General features: G+C 67.8%; 13 protein-coding genes and 1 other RNA gene. 5 read left to right on the top strand and 9 right to left on the bottom strand.

Going from position 1 to position 17,058, the window contains the following annotated elements; translation table 11 throughout:
* Window positions 1-64 precede the first annotated feature (64 nt).
* Both KY496_RS00655 and KY496_RS00650 read left to right on the top strand, forming a co-directional pair.
* A complete protein-coding gene (locus KY496_RS00655) occupies window positions 65-2,932 on the top strand; it encodes a response regulator (RefSeq protein WP_219863405.1) in 2,868 nt (955 codons plus the stop codon).
* Between the two features lies 1 nt (window position 2,933).
* Window positions 2,934-5,084 (top strand): bifunctional diguanylate cyclase/phosphodiesterase, encoded by a 2,151-nt coding sequence (locus KY496_RS00650; RefSeq protein ID WP_219863403.1) that lies wholly within the window; start codon window positions 2,934-2,936, stop codon window positions 5,082-5,084.
* A 9-nt stretch (window positions 5,085-5,093) separates the two neighbouring features.
* On the opposite strand, the gene KY496_RS00645 is transcribed toward KY496_RS00650, so the two are convergent.
* On the bottom strand, window positions 5,094-7,550 hold the full coding sequence (locus tag KY496_RS00645; protein ID WP_219863401.1) for a penicillin acylase family protein: 2,457 nt from the start codon (window positions 7,548-7,550) through the stop codon (window positions 5,094-5,096).
* A 278-nt stretch (window positions 7,551-7,828) separates the two neighbouring features.
* Between KY496_RS00645 and KY496_RS00640 the strand changes: the two genes are divergently transcribed.
* Window positions 7,829-8,146, top strand: a complete 318-nt coding sequence (locus tag KY496_RS00640) for a hypothetical protein (protein WP_071363416.1) — start codon at window positions 7,829-7,831, stop codon at window positions 8,144-8,146.
* On the opposite strand, the gene KY496_RS00635 is transcribed toward KY496_RS00640, so the two are convergent.
* The 6 genes from KY496_RS00635 to ubiD all read right to left on the bottom strand — a co-directional run bounded on the left by KY496_RS00635 (window position 8,137) and on the right by ubiD (window position 14,375).
* Window positions 8,137-9,306: a glycosyltransferase gene (locus KY496_RS00635; protein WP_184239933.1), complete on the bottom strand. Its 1,170-nt coding sequence runs from the start codon at window positions 9,304-9,306 to the stop codon at window positions 8,137-8,139. The two genes, KY496_RS00640 and KY496_RS00635, sit on opposite strands and share 10 nt — an antisense overlap.
* 105 nt (window positions 9,307-9,411) lie before the next feature.
* A complete protein-coding gene (recR, locus tag KY496_RS00630; protein WP_071363418.1) occupies window positions 9,412-10,002 on the bottom strand; it encodes a recombination mediator RecR in 591 nt (196 codons plus the stop codon).
* Window positions 10,003-10,061: 59 nt separating this feature from the next.
* On the bottom strand, window positions 10,062-10,391 hold the full coding sequence (locus KY496_RS00625; protein ID WP_005671283.1) for a YbaB/EbfC family nucleoid-associated protein: 330 nt from the start codon (window positions 10,389-10,391) through the stop codon (window positions 10,062-10,064).
* Between the two features lie 49 nt (window positions 10,392-10,440).
* A complete protein-coding gene (locus KY496_RS00620) occupies window positions 10,441-12,546 on the bottom strand; it encodes a DNA polymerase III subunit gamma/tau (protein ID WP_184239931.1) in 2,106 nt (701 codons plus the stop codon).
* A gap of 175 nt (window positions 12,547-12,721) precedes the next feature.
* Window positions 12,722-12,820, bottom strand: an RNA gene (ffs, locus tag KY496_RS00615) — signal recognition particle sRNA small type.
* Window positions 12,821-12,890: 70 nt separating this feature from the next.
* Window positions 12,891-14,375, bottom strand: coding sequence for a 4-hydroxy-3-polyprenylbenzoate decarboxylase (gene ubiD / locus KY496_RS00610; RefSeq protein ID WP_219863399.1), 1,485 nt, complete (start codon window positions 14,373-14,375; stop codon window positions 12,891-12,893).
* 351 nt (window positions 14,376-14,726) lie between these two features.
* Here ubiD and KY496_RS26975 point away from each other — a divergent pair, with 351 nt between their 5' ends.
* Window positions 14,727-15,023: a hypothetical protein gene (locus KY496_RS26975; RefSeq protein ID WP_229520390.1), complete on the top strand. Its 297-nt coding sequence runs from the start codon at window positions 14,727-14,729 to the stop codon at window positions 15,021-15,023.
* Window positions 14,998-15,798, top strand: a complete 801-nt coding sequence (locus tag KY496_RS00605) for a transglycosylase SLT domain-containing protein (RefSeq protein WP_229520389.1) — start codon at window positions 14,998-15,000, stop codon at window positions 15,796-15,798. Before KY496_RS26975 ends, KY496_RS00605 begins: the two co-directional genes overlap by 26 nt.
* A gap of 279 nt (window positions 15,799-16,077) precedes the next feature.
* Here KY496_RS00605 and nusB read toward each other — a convergent pair whose 3' ends face one another.
* Window positions 16,078-16,548 carry a transcription antitermination factor NusB gene (gene nusB, locus KY496_RS00600; RefSeq protein WP_005671275.1) on the bottom strand — a complete coding sequence of 157 codons (471 nt, stop codon included), beginning with the start codon at window positions 16,546-16,548 and terminating at the stop codon, window positions 16,078-16,080.
* A gap of 19 nt (window positions 16,549-16,567) precedes the next feature.
* Complete coding sequence (gene ribH, locus KY496_RS00595; protein WP_005671273.1) at window positions 16,568-17,047, bottom strand: 6,7-dimethyl-8-ribityllumazine synthase; 480 nt, start codon at window positions 17,045-17,047, stop codon at window positions 16,568-16,570.
* Window positions 17,048-17,058 lie beyond the last annotated feature (11 nt).

Genomic DNA, 17,058 nt, shown 5'->3' with positions numbered 1-17,058 from the left:
TGCTCGCTAGGAGGATCTGCACCATTGCCGGATCCGCTGCGCTGTGCCGTTTGCGGGAACCACGATGCAGAATTTCGAGCGCTCGAGCCTGAACCGGAAGTTGAACATCCTCTCGCTGCTCTCGACGGCGACCGCGCTGCTGTTCGTGTTCTGCGCCTTCGCCGTCACTTCCATCATCAATCACCGCCAGGCCGAGAGCCTGCAACTGGCCGCCTTCGCGCGCGTGATCGGCGCCGCCACCTCCGGCGACCTGATGCTGGTCGACCGGCGCCAGGCCGGCGCCACCCTGGCGGCGCTGGAAGCGCAGCAGGACATCTCGGCGGCGGTGCTGTACGACCGTGTCGGCCGCCCGCTGGCCGAGTACCGCGCGCCGTCGCGCCTGGGCGCCGAACTGCCCTCGCTCGACGACCTCGAGCTCGACACGCTGAACGACGCCAACCGCGCCGGCCGCTTCCTGCTGTCGCGCCACATGCGCGTGGTGCAGGAGGTGCGCCATGGCGAGCTGGCGGTCGGCGCGATCATGATCGAGGCCGACCTGCTGCCGATGTGGCTCGACATCCTGGCCAGCCTGGTCGTGATCGGGCTGGCGATGGGCGCCGCGCTGCTGGTCTCGCTGGGACTGGCGCGACCGCTCAAGCGCAGCATCGCCGAGCCGATCGCCAAGCTGATCCAGGCCGCGCAAAAGGTCTCGGCCAGCCAGAACTACGGACTGCGCGTGCAGCACAAGCGCAACGACGAACTGGGCGTGCTGATCGACAGCTTCAACACCATGCTGGCCCAGATCGAGGACCGCGGCGCCGCCCTGCTGCACCACCGCGACGAACTGGAACGCCAGGTCGGCGTGCGCACCGAGCAGCTGGAAAAGGCCAAGAACGCGGCCGAAGCGGCCAGCCGCGCCAAGAGCGGTTTCCTGGCCACCATGAGCCACGAGATCCGCACCCCGATGAACGGGGTGCTGGGCATGACCGAGATGCTGCTGGCCACCGAGCTGACCGAGGCGCAGCGCAGCTACACGCAGCTGGTCAAGCGCTCGGGAGAGCACCTGCTGGTGATCATCAACGACATCCTCGATTTCTCGAAGATCGAGGCCGGCAAGCTGACCATCGAATACATCAACTTCAACCTGTGGGATCTGCTGGACGACATCCACAACGTCTACACCCCGCAGGCGGCGGCCAAGGGCCTGGGCTGCGACTTCGACATCGCCAACGACATCCCGGTGGCGATCTGCGGCGACCCGAACCGGCTGCGCCAGATCATGGCCAACCTGATCGGCAATGCGATCAAGTTCACCACCGAGGGCCGCATCATGGCGCGGGTGCGGGTGGCCGGCGAGGACGCGCAGCGGGTGGCGCTGCGCTTCGAGGTGCACGACACCGGCATCGGCATCTCGCGCGAGGCGCGCGCACGCATCTTCAACGCCTTCTCGCAGGCCGACGATTCCACCACCCGCAAGTACGGCGGCACCGGCCTGGGGCTGGCCATCTCGAAGCAGCTGGTCGAACTCATGAAGGGCACGATCGGCGTCGAGAACGCGCCGCGGCAGGGCTCGATCTTCTGGTTCACGCTCGGCTTCGACAAGCGCCGCGTCGATCCCGACGCGCCCGGCCACCGCCAGCACACGCTGGACAGCCTGCGGGTGCTGGTGGTGGACGAACAGGAGGCCAGCCGCAATGAACTGGTGCAGCAGCTGGAAGCCTGGCGCGCGACCTGCGAGGGCGTGGGCAGCGCCGCAGCCGCCTTCGAGCACCTGGTGAGCGCGGCGCGCGCCGGCCGGCCCTATGACGCGGCGGTGCTCGACATGGAGCTGACCCAGACCAGCGGCCTGGCGCTGGCGGCCTCGGTGCGCGCCGAGCCGGTGGCCCGCTCGACCCACATCGTTTTGCTCAGCCCCGAAAAGCTGGCCGCCGATCCGGTCCAGCGGCGCGAGGCCGGCGTGGCCTACCAGCTGGTCAAGCCGGCGCGCGCGGCCGACCTGTATGCCTGCCTGACGGCGCGCGCGGCGCGGCTGCATCATCCGGCCGCCGCCGCTGCAGCAGCGGCAGCGGCGCCGTTCGACGCTCCCCGTCAGGCGCCGATGGCGCGCGCGCAGCCGGCGCGGCGCGCGCGGCGCGTGCTGCTGGCCGAGGACAATCCGGTCAACGTCGAAGTGGCCAGGGCCATGCTGGAGAGCCTGGGCCTGGAAACCCACTGCGCCACCAATGGCCAGGAAGCGCTGCATGCGGTGCACGAAGGCGGCTGGGACGCGGTGCTGATGGATTGCCAGATGCCGGTGATGGACGGCTTCGCGGCGACCGGCGAAATCCGGCGCCACGAGCGCGAGATGGGCCGCGCGCGCGCCTTGCCCGTGATCGCGATCACCGCCAACGCGCTGCAGGGCGACCGCGAAGCCTGCCTCGCGGCCGGCATGGACGACTACCTGTCCAAGCCCTTCACCCAGCAGCAGCTGGCGGCCGTGATCGGGCGCTGGGTGGCGCTGCCGGTGCTGGCCGAGCGCCACCACGACGACGAAGCCGAGCTGGCGCTGGACTTTGCGCCCGCGCCACCTCCACCTCCTCCCCTTCCGCCGCCGCAGAATGACCCGGTCGACCGCGCCGCCCTCGAGAATATCCGCGCGCTGAGCCGCGACGCCGGCGACGTCCTGGTGCAGAAGGTGATCAACGCCTACGTGGGCGACACCCCGCGCCACCTGCAGGCGCTGCGCCAGGCATTGACCACGCGCGACGCCGAAAGCCTGCGCCGCATCGCCCACGGCCTCAAGTCGGCCAGCGCCAACATCGGGGCGGCGCGCCTGGCCGCGGCCTGCCGCGACCTCGAACAGCTCGGCCGCGGCGGCAGCGTCGACGGCGCCGCGCCCCTGCTGGCCGAGATGGAGCGCGAATTCCACTCGGTGCGCCAGTCGCTCCACGCCATGCTTGAAAAGGAATCCTGACATGCCAGCCTTTGCCTCCACCCAGCGCGGGACGGTGCTCGTCGCCGACGACGATCCCGTCATGCGCCTCCTGATGCTCGAGATGCTGGCCCAGGTCGGAATGGAAGGCATCGAGGCCGGCGACGGCCAGGAAGCGGTCGAGCTGGCGCGCGAACGCCTGCCCGACCTGATCCTGATGGACGTCGACATGCCGCGCATGGACGGCTTCACGGCCTGCCGCGCGATCCGCGCCGCCGAGAAGGACGGCGCCTGCGTCCCGATCGTCATGGTCACCGGCAGCGACGACGTCGAGGCCGTGACCCAGGCCTACGAGGTCGGCGCCACCGACTTCGTGTCCAAGCCGATCAACTGGCCGATCCTCGGCCACCGCGTGCTGTACGTGCTGCGCGCCAGCGACGCCATCGCCCGCCTGCGCATCGCCGACGCCCAGAACCGCGCCGTGCTCGAAGCCATTCCCGACACCTTCTTTCGCCTGAACGCGGACGGCTTCTATCTCGACTATGAGCCCGGCCAGGAGCGGCCAGGCCAGGCGTGTCCGGGACGGCCGACCGGCGCGCCCCCGACCAGCGCGCGCTTCATCGGCAAGCACCTGTCCGACACGCTGCCGCCCGAGATCGCGGCGCGCATGCTGGAGCAGATGAGGACCGTGCTCGCCTCCCAGCAGGTGCGCTCGGTCGAATACGAACTGATCGAATGCGGCGAGGTGCTGCACTTCGAGGCGCGCCTGGTGGCGACCAGCCCGTCCGAGGTGCTGGGCCTGGTGCGCGACATCAGCGAACGCAAGCGCGCCGAGGAACAGATCCGGCGCCTGGCCTATTGCGACGGCCTGACCGGCATCCCCAACCGGCAAGCCTTCCTCGAGACGCTGGAGCGCGAGCTGCAGCGCGCCAAGATCGGCAACAAGAAGTTCGCGGTGCTGTTCATGGACCTCGACGCCTTCAAGCGCATCAACGACACGCTGGGCCACAACGCCGGCGACCAGCTGCTCAAGATGGTCTCGGAACGGCTGCGCGAGACCACCCGGCCCAGCGACCTGGTGTCGCGCGGGGAAGGCGTCGAGCGCGATGCCGCCAGCCTGGCGCGCCTGGGCGGCGACGAATTCACCATCCTGTTGCCCGACCTGGAGCGGGTCGAGCATGCGCTGAACGTCGCCACCCGCGTCAAGGAAGCGATGCGGCGCCCCTTCCTCATCGAGGGCAACGAGATCTTCGTCACCGCCAGCATCGGCATCTCTTTGTTCCCCGAGGATGGCGATGATTGTGGATCACTGCTCAAGTTCGCCGACACCGCGATGTATCATGCCAAGAACTGCGGCAAGAACAACGCCAAGCTGTACAGCTCTTCGCTGACGATGCAGATCATGAGCCACGTGAAGCTCGAGGTGGGCCTGCGGCGCGCGCTGCAGAACGACGAGCTGTACCTGGTCTACCAGCCGCAGCGCGACGTGCGCACGTCCGAGATCGTCGGGGTCGAGGCCCTGGTGCGCTGGCGCCATCCCGAACGCGGACTGGTGCCGCCGACCGAATTCATCCCGCTGGCCGAAGAGACCGGCCTGATCGTCCCGATCGGCGAATGGGTGCTGCGCACCGCCTGCCGCCAGGCGCGCGCCTGGCAGCGCCTGACGCGGCGCCTGCTGCGCATCGCGGTCAACCTGTCGGCCAAGCAGTTCAAGGACGAGAACCTGTCGCAGATCGTGCTGTCGGCCCTGAACGAGACCGGGTTAGAGCCGCGCCTGCTGGAACTGGAGCTGACCGAAGGCACCCTGATGGACGATGCCCGCGCCACGCTGGTCACGCTCGAGCAGCTGCGCGGCATCGGCGTGCACCTGTCGATCGACGACTTCGGCACCGGCTATTCATCGATGAACTACCTGAAGCGCTTCGACGTGCGGGCCCTCAAGATCGACCGCAGCTTCATCGCCGGCCTGCCCCAGGATTCGGAAAACGCGGCCATCACGCGCGCCATCATCGCCATGGCCCACGGCCTCAAGATGGTGGTGGTGGCCGAGGGCGTCGAGACCGGCGAGCAGCTGCTGCTGCTCGAGGAGCTGGGCTGCGACATGGTGCAGGGCTACTACCTCGGCCACCCTTCCAGCGCCGAGAAGATCACCGAGATGCTGCAGCATGCGCAGCAGGCCTTGCCGGCCAAGTAGGGCGCGGCCTCAGGGCACGAAGCGCAGGGTGTGCTTCACCGCCCCCGGCAGCAACGGCGCCGGCTTGCCCTCGATCCAGGCCGCGTGGTCCAGCAGGAAGAACGGCGACAGCGGATGGCCGCTCTGCCCGCCCGGCATATTGTACAAGCCCTCCTCTTCGCGCCCCGGCGACACGGTCAGCCGCTCCGACTGGCCGAACTTGGGGCCGGCCACGCGCGGCATGTGGGCGTCGCCCGCCAGCGGCTGGCCCGGCGCGGCGAGCCAGGGGCGCAGCGCGGGCACGGCCATGCTGATCGGATGGGCGATGTCGGCGGTGTTGCGCCGGCCCCAGGTGGCCTCGGCCAGCGGCGTGCCGGCATCGACCAGGGCCGCGATGGCGCGGTCCACCGCCGCCAGTTGCAGGTCGCGCCACGAAGCATGGCCGGCCGGCAACCAGCCCTGCGGCCGTTCGTCCAGCAGGCGCGCCGCCACCGCCGGCCAGCGCGCGCTGGCCGCGGCCGCGCTGGCCTTCGGATCGATCTCCTTCAGCGCCGCGTTGACGCCGCCGTACAGCAGGTCGTGCACGGACCACATGAAGTCGCGCGCCAGGCGATAACCGATCGACTCCACGCTGGCGCGCCCGCTCCAGCTGGTCTCGAGCAGGCGCCGGAACTCGGCGCGCTGCGGGTGACCCGCGAGCGCCTGCGCGTCAAGCGCGGCCAGCGCGCGCTGGCGCCACTGGCCGACCAGGATCGCGCGGTCGTCCAGGGCGCCGTCGAAGGCGCGGCGCACGTCGACCTGGTCGCCCATGGCTTGCAAGCCCTCGTGCAGCTGGCGGTTGCGCTGGCCCAGGTCGTAGCCGCCGTCGCCCAGCAGCGCGTAGCCGGCGCCGGATAGCTGGCGGCTGTTGGCGGTCGTGATCTGGCCATCGGCGGGGTTCACGATGCGCGGGTAGTCCGCGTACGGCAGCGCCTCGCTCCAGGTCTGCGCCGCGCTGCCGGCGGCGAGCGGAAAGCCGGCCGCAATGCCTGCTGCAATGCCGGCCGCCTGGCCTTCGGCGGCGCGGCGCGGCAGCATGCCGGCGACCGTCCAGCCGATGTTTCCGTGCACGTCGCCGGCGACGAAGTTCTGGGCCGGGATGCCGTTGCTGGCGGCGGCGGCCAGCGCTTCCCCGACGTTGGCCACCGTCTCGAGCTTCAGGTGATTCATGTTCAGCGCGGCCGGATCGTGGGCGATCCAGTGCAGCGCATAGCTGCGCCCCGCCACCTCGCGGATCGGGCCGAGCGACGTCTCGCGCACGACCATGCGCTCGGCCGCGGCGCCTTTCACGGCGATCGCCTCGACGTGCTCACGCGGCGTCTCCCAGCCGCCCGGCAGGCCGACCTGGTTCGGACGCGCCGGGTCGATCCGCAGTTCGACCAGGTCGAGCGAATCGGCATAGCTGTTGGTGAAGGCCCAGGCCACCTGGCCGTTGCTGCCGACGATGACGGACGGCGGCGCGCCGGGCAGGCTGACGCCGGCCAGGCGGCGCTGGCCGCCGGGCGCGCCCGGATCGGGAAAGCGCAGCGCGAGGCGATACCAGATGTTCGGCAGCCGCAGGCCCAGGTGCATGTCGTCGGCCACGATCGCCGCGCCGGTGCTGCTGCGGCTGCCGGCCAGCGCATAGTTGTTGCTGCCGACCGAATCGGTGACCTCCAGGCCGGCCAGCCTGACCGGCGCGCCCGGTTCCTTTGGCGCCGCGCCCCACCAGGCCGGCGCCCGCGGCGGCAAGGGGCCGGCCGCCTTTGCCGCGCCCTGGTCCGTGGCGTCGAGGGTCGCGTCGTAACGCGTCTCTTCGGGCAACAGGAAGGCCAGCTGCGCCGCGTCGCTGTGCGCGCGCAGCCAGCCGCGCGCCAGTTCGCGCGCCTGCTGGGCGCCTTGCAGGTCGATGTACATGGCCCACACCACCAGCAGCGAATCGGGCGCCGTCCACGGCCGCGGCGCCGCGCCGGTCAGCGCGTATTCGAAGGGCCGCGCGCCGAGCGCGCCGAGGCCCTCGTTGACGCCTTGCGCATAGCGTTCCAGCAGCGCACGTTCCGGCGCCGGCAGGCGCGCCAGCGTGTCCAGCGCGCGGGCACGGAAGCGGTGCAGGCGGTGCGTGCGGTCGGTGGCCAGCGCCGCCGCGCCGAACAGCTCGGCCAGCTCGCCGGCCGCCGTGCGGCGCAGCAAGTCCATCTGGAAGAAGCGCTCCTGGCCATGCACGAAGCCGGTCGCATAGGCGACGTCGAGCCGGCTGGCGCCGCTGATCAGGGGCACCCCGGCGGCGTCGCGCTCGACCTTGACCTGGCCCGCCAGGCCGGCCACCCTGCGCTCGCCGTCGAGCTGGGCCAGGCTGGCGCGCAGGAACAGCCAGGCCGCCAGCAAGGCCAGCAGCACGAGCGCCAGCAGCGCCCCGACTGTGCGCAGGGTCCAGGTCTTCCATCGGGACTTGCCCAGGGAACCGCTCATACGTCTCCTCCTTGTTTTGGGGGCGTATCTTGCCAGAAAAATCACGGCCGATGCGGATTGGCGAGATAAAAATACCCGGGCGCAGGTCGCTGAACGGGCGCATCCAGGACGTCGGCGGCGCCGTACCTGCTGCTGTCGTTGAAGGCGGCCACATCCGCCCCAATATCCGAACCTGAAGCGCGTGAAGAAATCTCACAAATGCGTTTGCCATCACACGCGGTACGTGCCGGCGATGCTATTCTGGAATCATGCCGCGCGACGCGGCGGGAGGAACTGTCATGCAAAACGTCATCAAAGGCACAAGGATGCCTGCCATCGTGCGCACATCCGCCGCCATCGGCCTGGCCCTGCTGGCCGCGGCCTGTTCGACGCCGCAAGAAAAAGCGGCGCGCGCGCAGGCCGACATGGCGCAACTCATGAGTATCTACGGTCCGGCGTGCAGCCAGCTCGGCTATAGCGCGAACACCGATCCCTGGCGCGAATGCGTGCTGCACCTGGGCACGCGCGAAGAACTGCAGCGCGTGGGCACGGGCGTCGGCGCCTATGGCGCCTGGGGTCCGCGCTATCGCGGCGGTTACTGGGGTCCCTACTGGTAGTATCCAGCCCGCGCATAGGACTGCACGCCCTGCGCCTGGCTCCAGGGCGCGCAGTCCGGTGCGTCTTGCGGTAGTAAATTGCAGTAATGCATCTGCAGCTGGGAGAACACCGCTTCCCAGTCGAATGACGATTCGACCTTGCGCCGCGCGTTGGCGCCGAGCGCCGCCAGGTCGCGGTTCGCCACCTGCCTGATCGCCTCGGCCAGGCTGTCGGGGCAATTGGGCCGCGCCAGCATGCCGGTGTCGTCGTCGACCAGTTCGGCAAGCCCGCCGGCGCCGGCCGCCACCACCGGCAGTCCGCACCCCATGGCCTCGAGCACGATCAATCCAAAGGTTTCGCAATCGCCCGGATGCACCAGCAGGTCGCAGCCGGCCAGGATGCGCGCCAGCGCGCGCTGGTCGCGCTGGAACGGCAGGCGGCTGATGCGCGCGCCCGGCGCGCCGTCCAGCGCGGTCTCGCCGGCCCCCACCATCAGCAGGTGGAAACCGGGGCCGAGCCGGCGCATCGCCGCGATCAGCACATCCAGTTTCTTGTCCGCCGTGAAGCGCCCGGCATAGACCAGCAGCCGCACCCCGGGCGCCAACCCCAGTTGCCGGCGCAAGGCGCCATCGCGCAGGCCCGGATGGAAGACGCCGCAATCGATGCCCAGCGGCTGGTGCAGCGCTCCCGCCACCCCCATCGCGCGCAGTTGCCCGACCATCAGCCGGCTCGGCGCCAGCACCAGGTCGAACTGGCCGTAAAGACGTGCAAGATAGCGCCGGACGAGCTGGGCCGCCTGCGGGCCGAAGCGGTTCTCGACCAGGCGCGGCAGGTCGGAGTGATAGAAGGCGATGGCCGGGATGCCCAGCCGGTCGCGCGCGCGCAGCGCGGCCCAGGCGCAGTGCCCGGCGTCGCCGACTTCGACCAGGTCGGGCCGCAGCCGGCACAGGCGGCGTTCGATCGCGGCCACCGACACCGGCATGCGGTAGCCGTGAAAGCCGGGCAAGGCCAGGCCGGGCACGCGCTGGCGCGTGGCCGAGGCCTCGGCGGCGATATTGGGGCTGAGGATGGTATGCCGCGCCCGCGCACGGCGCCGCAGCCAGCGCGACTTGGCGTTCAGGTAGGTGCTGACGCCGCCGCCTTGCGCGGCATAGAACATCGTGAGGTCGACGAGGTGCATGGCCGGCTCGCAGAAAAATCCACGATAGCAGCGGCCCACCAAGCAGGCTTGCGCGCACGCAGCACGCGCGCCAGGGACCGCGCTACCGGATCGAGATTGCGAACATTATGCGCTGCGGCGGTCGAGCATGGCGCGCGCGATCGTGCCGGCGTCGACGTACTCGAGTTCGCCTCCCACCGGCACGCCGCGCGCCAGGCGGCTGACCTTCAGGCCGCGCGCCTTGAGCATCTCGCTGATGTAGTGGGCGGTGGCTTCGCCTTCATTGGTGAAATTAGTCGCGAGCACCACTTCGCCGACGACGCCATCGGTGGCGCGGTTGACGAGCTTGTCCAGGGCGAGGTCGCGCGGGCCGATGCCGTCCAGCGGCGACAGCCGGCCCATCAGCACGAAGTACAGGCCGCGCCAGGTGAGCGTCTGCTCGATCATGATCTGGTCGGCCGGGGTCTCGACCACGCACAGCAGGGTGTGGTCTCGCTCCGGGTCGGCGCACAGCTCGCAAATGTCGATGTCGGAGAAGGTATTGCACTTGGCGCAGTGGTGCACCGTGTCGACCGCCTGGTAGAGCGCGCGCGACAGTTGCGCGGCGCCCTCGCGGTCGTGCTGCAGCAGGTGGAATGCCATGCGCTGGGCCGACTTGGGGCCCACGCCCGGCAGGCGGCGCAGCGATTCGATGAGAAATTCGAGCGAGGTCGACATGTGGGGCGTCCCGCCGGCAGGCGCCGGCCGGGACTGGCATCAGTGAGTGATTGCGTGGATCAGAAAGGCATCTTGAAGCCAGGCGGCAGGCCCGGCATGCCGGCGGTCAGGCCGCTCATCTTCTCGGCGGCGGTCGCCTCGGCCTTGCGCACGGCGTCGTTGAACGCGGCCGCGACCAGGTCTTCCAGCATGTCGCGGTCGTCGCCCAGCAGCGACGGGTCGATGGTGACGCGCTTGACGTCGTTCTTGCAGGTCATGACGACCTTCACCAGGCCGGCGCCCGACTGGCCTTCGACTTCGATCTGAGCCAGCTGCTCCTGCGCCTTCTTCATATTGTCCTGCATGGCTTGCGCCTGTTTCATCAAGCCTGCGAGCTGGTTTTTCATCATGGTGGGTTTCTCCAAAAGTCGGATGGGTGATTGATCGGCAGCGAAACGCTCAGGCGACCTTGACCGAGCCGGGCACGACGAACGCGTCGAAGCGTCGCTCGAGTTCCTGCACGAAAGGATCGGCGGCGACGATGGATTCGGCCAGGCGCTGGCGCTCTTCGCGCGCCGCTTTCTGTTCGGCCCCGGCTGTATACCACACCGGGCCGATCTCGGACTCCACGTTCACGCGGAAGTCGGGGAAATGTTCTTGCAGCGCAGCCGCCAGCTTTTCGCTATTGCCGCTGGCGCGCAGCGTATCGACCGGCACGCGCAGCTTGAAGGTAACCGCGCGGTCGTGCACGACGCAGGCGACCAGTTCGGTCTGCAGCGCCAGCTGCTGGGCCACGCCGCGCAGCGGCAGGCTGCCGGCCAGCGCCGGCCAGTTGCCGTCCCAGGCGATCTCTGGCACGGGCGTGACGACATAGGCGTGCGGCGGCGCGGCCGGGGCCCGCACCTGGGGCGCGGGCGCGACCACGGTCGGCGCCTCGGCGGCGACGGCGGTGTCATCGGAAAAATCGGTGACCCAGGACGGCACGTCGTCGTCCAGTTGCGCTGCTGGCTGGCGCGCCTGCATGGCCGGCTGCTGCTGGGCCATGGCTTGCGGCTGAGCGCCATCCCATGGCGGCGGTGCGGAAGCGGCCCGTGCCTGCATGCCGGCGCCATGGGGCGGCAACGCGGCCGACGGTCCGGGCGCCGATGGCGACGCCGCCGGCGCCGGCGCCGGCGTCACCGGTTCGGCCGTCGGACGCTTGGGTGGGGTACGGATGCCCGACGCGGCGCGCGCCGCCTCCAGCGCCGCATTGATCGCGGCGCGCGCCGACGTCATCGCCGGCGCGCCGGGGGCGGCCGTCGGGGCATTGGGCTGCGCAGGCGCAGGCGCCGCGGGTGCGGAAGGCGGTGCGGCCGAACGCGGCGTCACCGCCGCATGGCTGGCCGCGGCCGCCGCGGCGGCGCGCGCTGGCGACGCGCCTAACGGAGCGGCGGCGGGCGGCGCGGCCGATGCTTCGGCTCCGCCCTGTCCGGGGCGAAAGGCCAGCATGCGCAGCAGGGTCATGGTGAAGCCCGCATATTCGTCCGGCGCCAGGCCGATCTCGTTGCGGCCATGCACGGCGATCTGGTAATACAGCTGCACTTCCTGCGGCTCGAAGACGCCGGCCAGGCGCATGATGTCGGCCAGCTCGGGCAAGTCTTGCGGCACGGCGCCGGGCACCGACTGCGCCAGCGCGATCCGGTGCAGCAAGGTGCCCAGGTCTTGCAGCGCGCCGTTGTACGACAGGCTGCGGCTGGCCATCTCGTCGGCCACCGCCATCAGGTCGGCGCCATCTTGCGCCGCCAGGGCGTCGAGCAGGCGCACCAGATAGGATTGGTCGAGCGCGCCGAGCATGCCCTGCACCGCATCGAGCGTGACCTGGCCGGCCGCATAGGCGATCGCCTGGTCGGTGAGCGAGAGCGCGTCGCGCATCGAGCCGTGCGCGCCTTGCGCCAGCAGGCGCAGCGCGGGCTGCTCGAAGCTCACGCCCTCCTGGCCCAGGATGTTCTCGAGGTGGCCGACGATATGGCCTGGCGGCATTTGCTTGAGATTGAACTGGAGGCAGCGCGACAGCACCGTCACCGGAATCTTTTGCGGATCGGTGGTCGCCAGGATGAACTTGACGTGCGGCGGCGGTTCCTCGAGCGTCTTGAGCATCGCGTTGAACGCGTGGTTGGTGAGCATGTGCACCTCGTCGATCATATAGACCTTGAAGCGCGCATTGCTCGGCGCATAGACCGCCTGTTCCAGCAGCTGGGCCATCTCGTCCACGCCGCGGTTGGACGCCGCGTCCATCTCGATGTAGTCGACGAAGCGGCCGGCGTCGATCGCGCGGCAAGCCTCGCATTGCCCGCACGGCTCGGCGGTGATGCCGCCCTGCCCGTCCGGCCCGGTGCAATTGAGCGACTTGGCCAGGATGCGCGACAGGGTGGTCTTGCCGACCCCGCGCGTGCCCGTGAACAGATAGGCATGGTGCAGCCGCTCCGTGCGCAAGGCATGGGTCAGCGCACGGACGACGTGCTCCTGGCCAACCAGCGTTTCGAAGTTCTTGGGACGGTATTTGCGGGCGAGGACTTGATAGGACATGCCACGATTTTACCGCAGATGGCGGTCGTCGCGAACAATCCGCGGGCAGGCTCTTGTGTAACGGGAATGAAAAACGGCGGCGATGGGCAAGCGAACGCCAATGCGGCACGCAAACAGAAAGAGAACTGCAGAAAGAGAATTACAGAAAGGGAATTGCTGCGGAAGAGAGAAGATAAGAGGCGAGCCTGATCTGCGGCACTTGCGGTGAACGGCTTTGGCTGCTTCGTTCCCGACCTGACCAGGTAAACCATGCCACAATGCGCAGGGGCCCGCCAGCACCCATTATACCTGACCGCGAACGATTGGGGAAATATGGCCGGCGCCGCAGCGCCGGCCTTCTCGTGTCAGAGCCCCAACTGCCCCCAGATCTCGTCCACCTTCTGCTTGACCGCAGGCGCCATCACGATCGGCGTGCCCCACTCGCGATTGGTTTCACCCGGCCATTTATTAGTGGCATCGATACCCATCTTGCTGCCCAGGCCGCTGATCGGCGAAGCGAAGTCGAGGTAATCGATCGGGGTGTTGTCGACCATGACCGTGTCGCGGGTCGGATCGACGCGGGTCGTGATGGCCCAGATCACCTCTTTCCAGTCGCGCACATTGACGTCCTCGTCGACCACGACGATGAACTTGGTATACATGAACTGGCGCAGGAAACTCCAGACGCCGAACATCACCCGCTTGGCGTGGCCCGCGTACTGCTTCTTCATCTGCACCACCGCCATGCGGTAGCTGCAGCCTTCCGGCGGCAGGTAGAAGTCGGTGATCTCGGTGAATTGCTTCTGCAGCAGCGGGATGAAGACTTCGTTCAGCGCCACGCCCAGCACGGCCGGCTCATCCGGCGGCTTGCCGGTATAGGTCGAGTGATAGATCGGATCGCGCCGCATCGTGATGCGGTCGATGGTAAACACCGGGAAACTGTCCTGTTCATTATAGTAGCCGGTGTGGTCGCCATACGGCCCCTCGAGCGCGTGCTCGAAGCCGGACGGGTGGTTCTCATCCGGGTAGATATGCCCTTCGAGCACGATCTCGGCGGAGGCAGGCACCATCAATTCGCTGCCGATCGCCTTGGTCAGCGAGGTGCGACTACCGCGCAGCAGGCCGGCGAACTGGTATTCGGACAGCGTGTCCGGCACCGGCGTCACGGCGCCCAGGATGGTGGCCGGGTCGGCGCCCAGCGCTACCGCGATCGGATACGGCTTGCCCGGATTGGCCAGCGCGTGCTCGCGGAAATCGAGCGCGCCGCCGCGGTGCGCCAGCCAGCGCATGATCACCTTGTTGGGCCCCAGCACCTGCTGGCGATAGATGCCCAGGTTCTGGCGCTTCTTGTTCGGGCCCTTGGTGATCACCAGACCCCAGGTGATCAGGGGCGCGACGTCGCCCGGCCAGCAGTGCTGGATCGGCAGGCGGCCGAGGTCGACATCCTTGCCCTCCCACACGATTTCCTGGCAGGGAGCGCCTTTTACTTCTTTCGGCGCCATGTCCCATACGGCCTTGACGAGCGAACCCATGCCCATGATGTCCTTGAAACCCTTGGGCGGCTCGGGCTCTTTCAGGCGCGCCAGCACGTGGCCAATCTGGCGCAGCTCGCTTAAATCTTCCGCCCCCATGCCCAGCGCCACCCGCTTCGGGGTGCCGAACAGGTTGCCGAGGACCGGGATCGTGTGCCCGGTCGGCTGCCGGAACAGCAGCGCCGGACCTTCGGCGCGCAGGGTGCGGTCGCAGATCTCGGTCATTTCGAGGTTGGGCGATACCGGAATATCAATATGTTTGAGCTCGCCCATGCGTTCGAGCTGGGCCAAAAAATCTCGCAAGTCTGTATATTTCATCAAGTTTTGTGCATTTCTTCGATTGCAGAACGTAAGTGAGAGGGTGGTGCCAAGTGATTGATTCGTCAAGTCTTTCCATTTGGAAGGCCACCTCATCAGAACCAAAAGTTATAAGAGCCGAACGTGCTAGGGTTGACTTGATATAAGCTCCGCCCCTACAATCCGTCCTACTTGATGAGACGGCCTTACTTTTTTTGCCACAATTTTAGCCGTTCTCATGCATTCACGGGGTCGGGGCCCCATATGACATTTTAAGGAGTGTTTTCTCTTGGGCGTCTGCCCAAACCCCCGAGACAGTTGTTGAGCCACTGGTCCCTGCCCTACGGGTTAGCAGCCAGCTGAAGCAAAGCAATGACGGCGTTAGTCGGCCGCGTCGCGGCGACAAACGATTTTCTGATGCACGGCAAAACACATTCTGCGTTTCGCTTAGAGCGACACGACGGGATCTCTTTTGCCGCGACAAGGGGAAAATTCGATGTTTCATCGTTTTATCACGAGCGCAAGGCTCGTGCAATCCATGGCCAGCCAGCCAATCACGTGGTCTTCCGTGAGCAAAACGGCAAGCGGATTGTTGAAAACCGCACGCACTACCCTGACCGTATTCGGTCTGACCGCAGTCGCCATGCTGGCGCTGCTGTACACCAATGACAGTTTCGCCAAACGCGTCTCTGAAATGCTGCATCCGCAGCCAGTCGTCGTTGCCGTGGCCGAACCGGTAGCGCCAGTCGCGCCGACGCCCAAGGCGGTGGTCGAGGCGGTGGCCGTCGAAACGACGCACCTGCGCGATTCGCACACGATGCTGGGCAACAGCAAGCAGCAGCAATACGTCACCAACTGGCTGTCCAAGCGTTATCGCGTGGCCGGCGACGCCGCCAATATGCTGGTTTCGACCGCCTACCTGACGGCGCACGAGCTGAAACTCGATCCGCTCCTGATCCTGGCGGTGATGGCGATCGAATCGGGCCTGAACCCGTTCGCCGAAAGCCCGATGGGCGCCAAGGGCCTGATGCAGGTCATGGCCAAGGTCCACCACGACAAGTTCGAGAACGTGGGCGGCCCGCAAGCGGCCCTGAACCCGGTCGCCAACATCCGTGTCGGCGCCCTGATCCTGAAGGATTACGTCAAGCGTACCGGCTCGATCGAAGGCGGCCTGAAGACCTATGTCGGCGCGGCCGACCTGGAAACCGATTCGGGCTATGGCAACAAGGTGCTGGCCGAGTACAAGCTGCTGAAGAAGGTCTCGAAAGGCCAGAACGTCCCGGTGCGCACCCCGCGCATCTCGCCGGCGCCGGTGACCATCGTCGCCGCCAAGCAGCCTGAATCGGATACGGCCAAGCCGGAAGCGAAGCCGATGCAGGAAACCACCACCGCCTCCACCACCGGCGCGCAGGTGCCGAACGTCGAGCCGCTGGCCGGCCTGTAAGATCACGAGGGAAGTCCTTGGATGCCACCGCTGCGGCGGTGGCTTTTTTGCGTCTGTTCTATATAGATGTTGTTTCGGCTGCTCGGACGAATTGGGTTCCCGCCTGCGCGGGAACGACGTGTAATCTCTCCGCCCGAACACCACCAACGCGGCTTTGCACACGTACCCAAGCACGTCATTCCCGCGCAGGCGGGAATCCAATTCGCTGGCGGACCACCTACCAACGAAAAAGCCACCGGCTCGCGCACGGTGGCTTTTTCTCGTCAGGAAGCGGAACGATCAACGACGCTCGTTCGCCGCCACTTCGTCCGGCCGCATGCGCGACGCCAATTTATCCAGCACGCCGTTGACGTACTTGTGCCCATCGATGCCGCCGAACGACTTGGTCAGCTCGACCGCTTCGTTGATCACGACGCGGTAGGGAATCTCGGGATGGTTCTTCAGCTCGTAGGCGCCCAGCAGCAGCACCGCGTGCTCGATCGGCGACAGCTCGGTGATCGCGCGGTCGATCAGCGGAGCGATCGACTCGCGCAGCTCGACCGAGGTGCTGATCGCGCCATTGAGCAGCGCCGAGAAGAACTCGCTGTCGGCCTTGTCGAAGCCGTGGGCGCCGCGGATATTGGTCGAGACCACCCGCGCCGATTCATTGTTCAGCAGCCATTGGTACAGACCCTGGAGCGCGAACTCGCGCGCGCGGTGGCGCGGCGTGCGGTTCTTGCTCGGGTTGGCGTGCGTACTCTTGTCAGTCATTGTTTTCTTGCCTTTACTGTTATTCGTCCTCTGGCACCAGCTCGTCCAGCGCCATCAGGAGATTGGCCATCTCGACCGCGACGCGTGCGGCGTCGCCGCCCTTCTCGGCCATGCGGACCTCGGCCTGCTCGTCGGTCTCGGTGGTCAGGATCGCGTTGGCGATCGGGATGCCGTAGTCGAGGCCGATGCGGGTGATGCCGGCGCCCGATTCGTTCGACACCAGCTCGAAGTGGTAGGTTTCGCCGCGGATCACCGCGCCCAGGGCGATCAGCGCGTCGAATTGTTCGGTCACGGCCATGCGCTGCAGCGCCAGCGGCACTTCGAGCGCGCCCGGCACGGTCACGTGCAGGATGTCTTCGTCGGCCACGCCCAGGCGCTTGAGTTCGGCCAGGCAGGACGACAGCAGGCCGTGGCCGACGTCGGCGTTGAAACGGGCCTGCACGATACCGATACGCAGGTCTTCGCCCTGCAGATTGCTTTCAAAAGTTCCTACCGTCATGGCTGACCTCT

Source organism: Massilia sp. NP310, from assembly GCF_019443485.1.
Taxonomy (GTDB): Bacteria; Pseudomonadota; Gammaproteobacteria; order Burkholderiales; family Burkholderiaceae_D; genus Telluria; species Telluria timonae.
Note: the sequence above shows the minus strand (reverse complement) of the source record. Positions and strands in the feature narration are given on the sequence as shown.

Coding starts and splice junctions, on each gene's coding strand:
- KY496_RS00655 (WP_219863405.1), top strand. CDS start 65: ATGCAGAATTTCGAGCGCTCGAGCCTGAACCGGAAGTTGAACATCCTC.
- KY496_RS00650 (WP_219863403.1), top strand. CDS start 2,934: ATGCCAGCCTTTGCCTCCACCCAGCGCGGGACGGTGCTCGTCGCCGAC.
- KY496_RS00645 (WP_219863401.1), bottom strand. CDS start 7,550: ATGAGCGGTTCCCTGGGCAAGTCCCGATGGAAGACCTGGACCCTGCGC.
- KY496_RS00640 (WP_071363416.1), top strand. CDS start 7,829: ATGCAAAACGTCATCAAAGGCACAAGGATGCCTGCCATCGTGCGCACA.
- KY496_RS00635 (WP_184239933.1), bottom strand. CDS start 9,306: ATGCACCTCGTCGACCTCACGATGTTCTATGCCGCGCAAGGCGGCGGC.
- recR (WP_071363418.1), bottom strand. CDS start 10,002: ATGTCGACCTCGCTCGAATTTCTCATCGAATCGCTGCGCCGCCTGCCG.
- KY496_RS00625 (WP_005671283.1), bottom strand. CDS start 10,391: ATGATGAAAAACCAGCTCGCAGGCTTGATGAAACAGGCGCAAGCCATG.
- KY496_RS00620 (WP_184239931.1), bottom strand. CDS start 12,546: ATGTCCTATCAAGTCCTCGCCCGCAAATACCGTCCCAAGAACTTCGAA.
- ubiD (WP_219863399.1), bottom strand. CDS start 14,375: ATGAAATATACAGACTTGCGAGATTTTTTGGCCCAGCTCGAACGCATG.
- KY496_RS26975 (WP_229520390.1), top strand. CDS start 14,727: ATGACGGCGTTAGTCGGCCGCGTCGCGGCGACAAACGATTTTCTGATG.
- KY496_RS00605 (WP_229520389.1), top strand. CDS start 14,998: ATGCTGGCGCTGCTGTACACCAATGACAGTTTCGCCAAACGCGTCTCT.
- nusB (WP_005671275.1), bottom strand. CDS start 16,548: ATGACTGACAAGAGTACGCACGCCAACCCGAGCAAGAACCGCACGCCG.
- ribH (WP_005671273.1), bottom strand. CDS start 17,047: ATGACGGTAGGAACTTTTGAAAGCAATCTGCAGGGCGAAGACCTGCGT.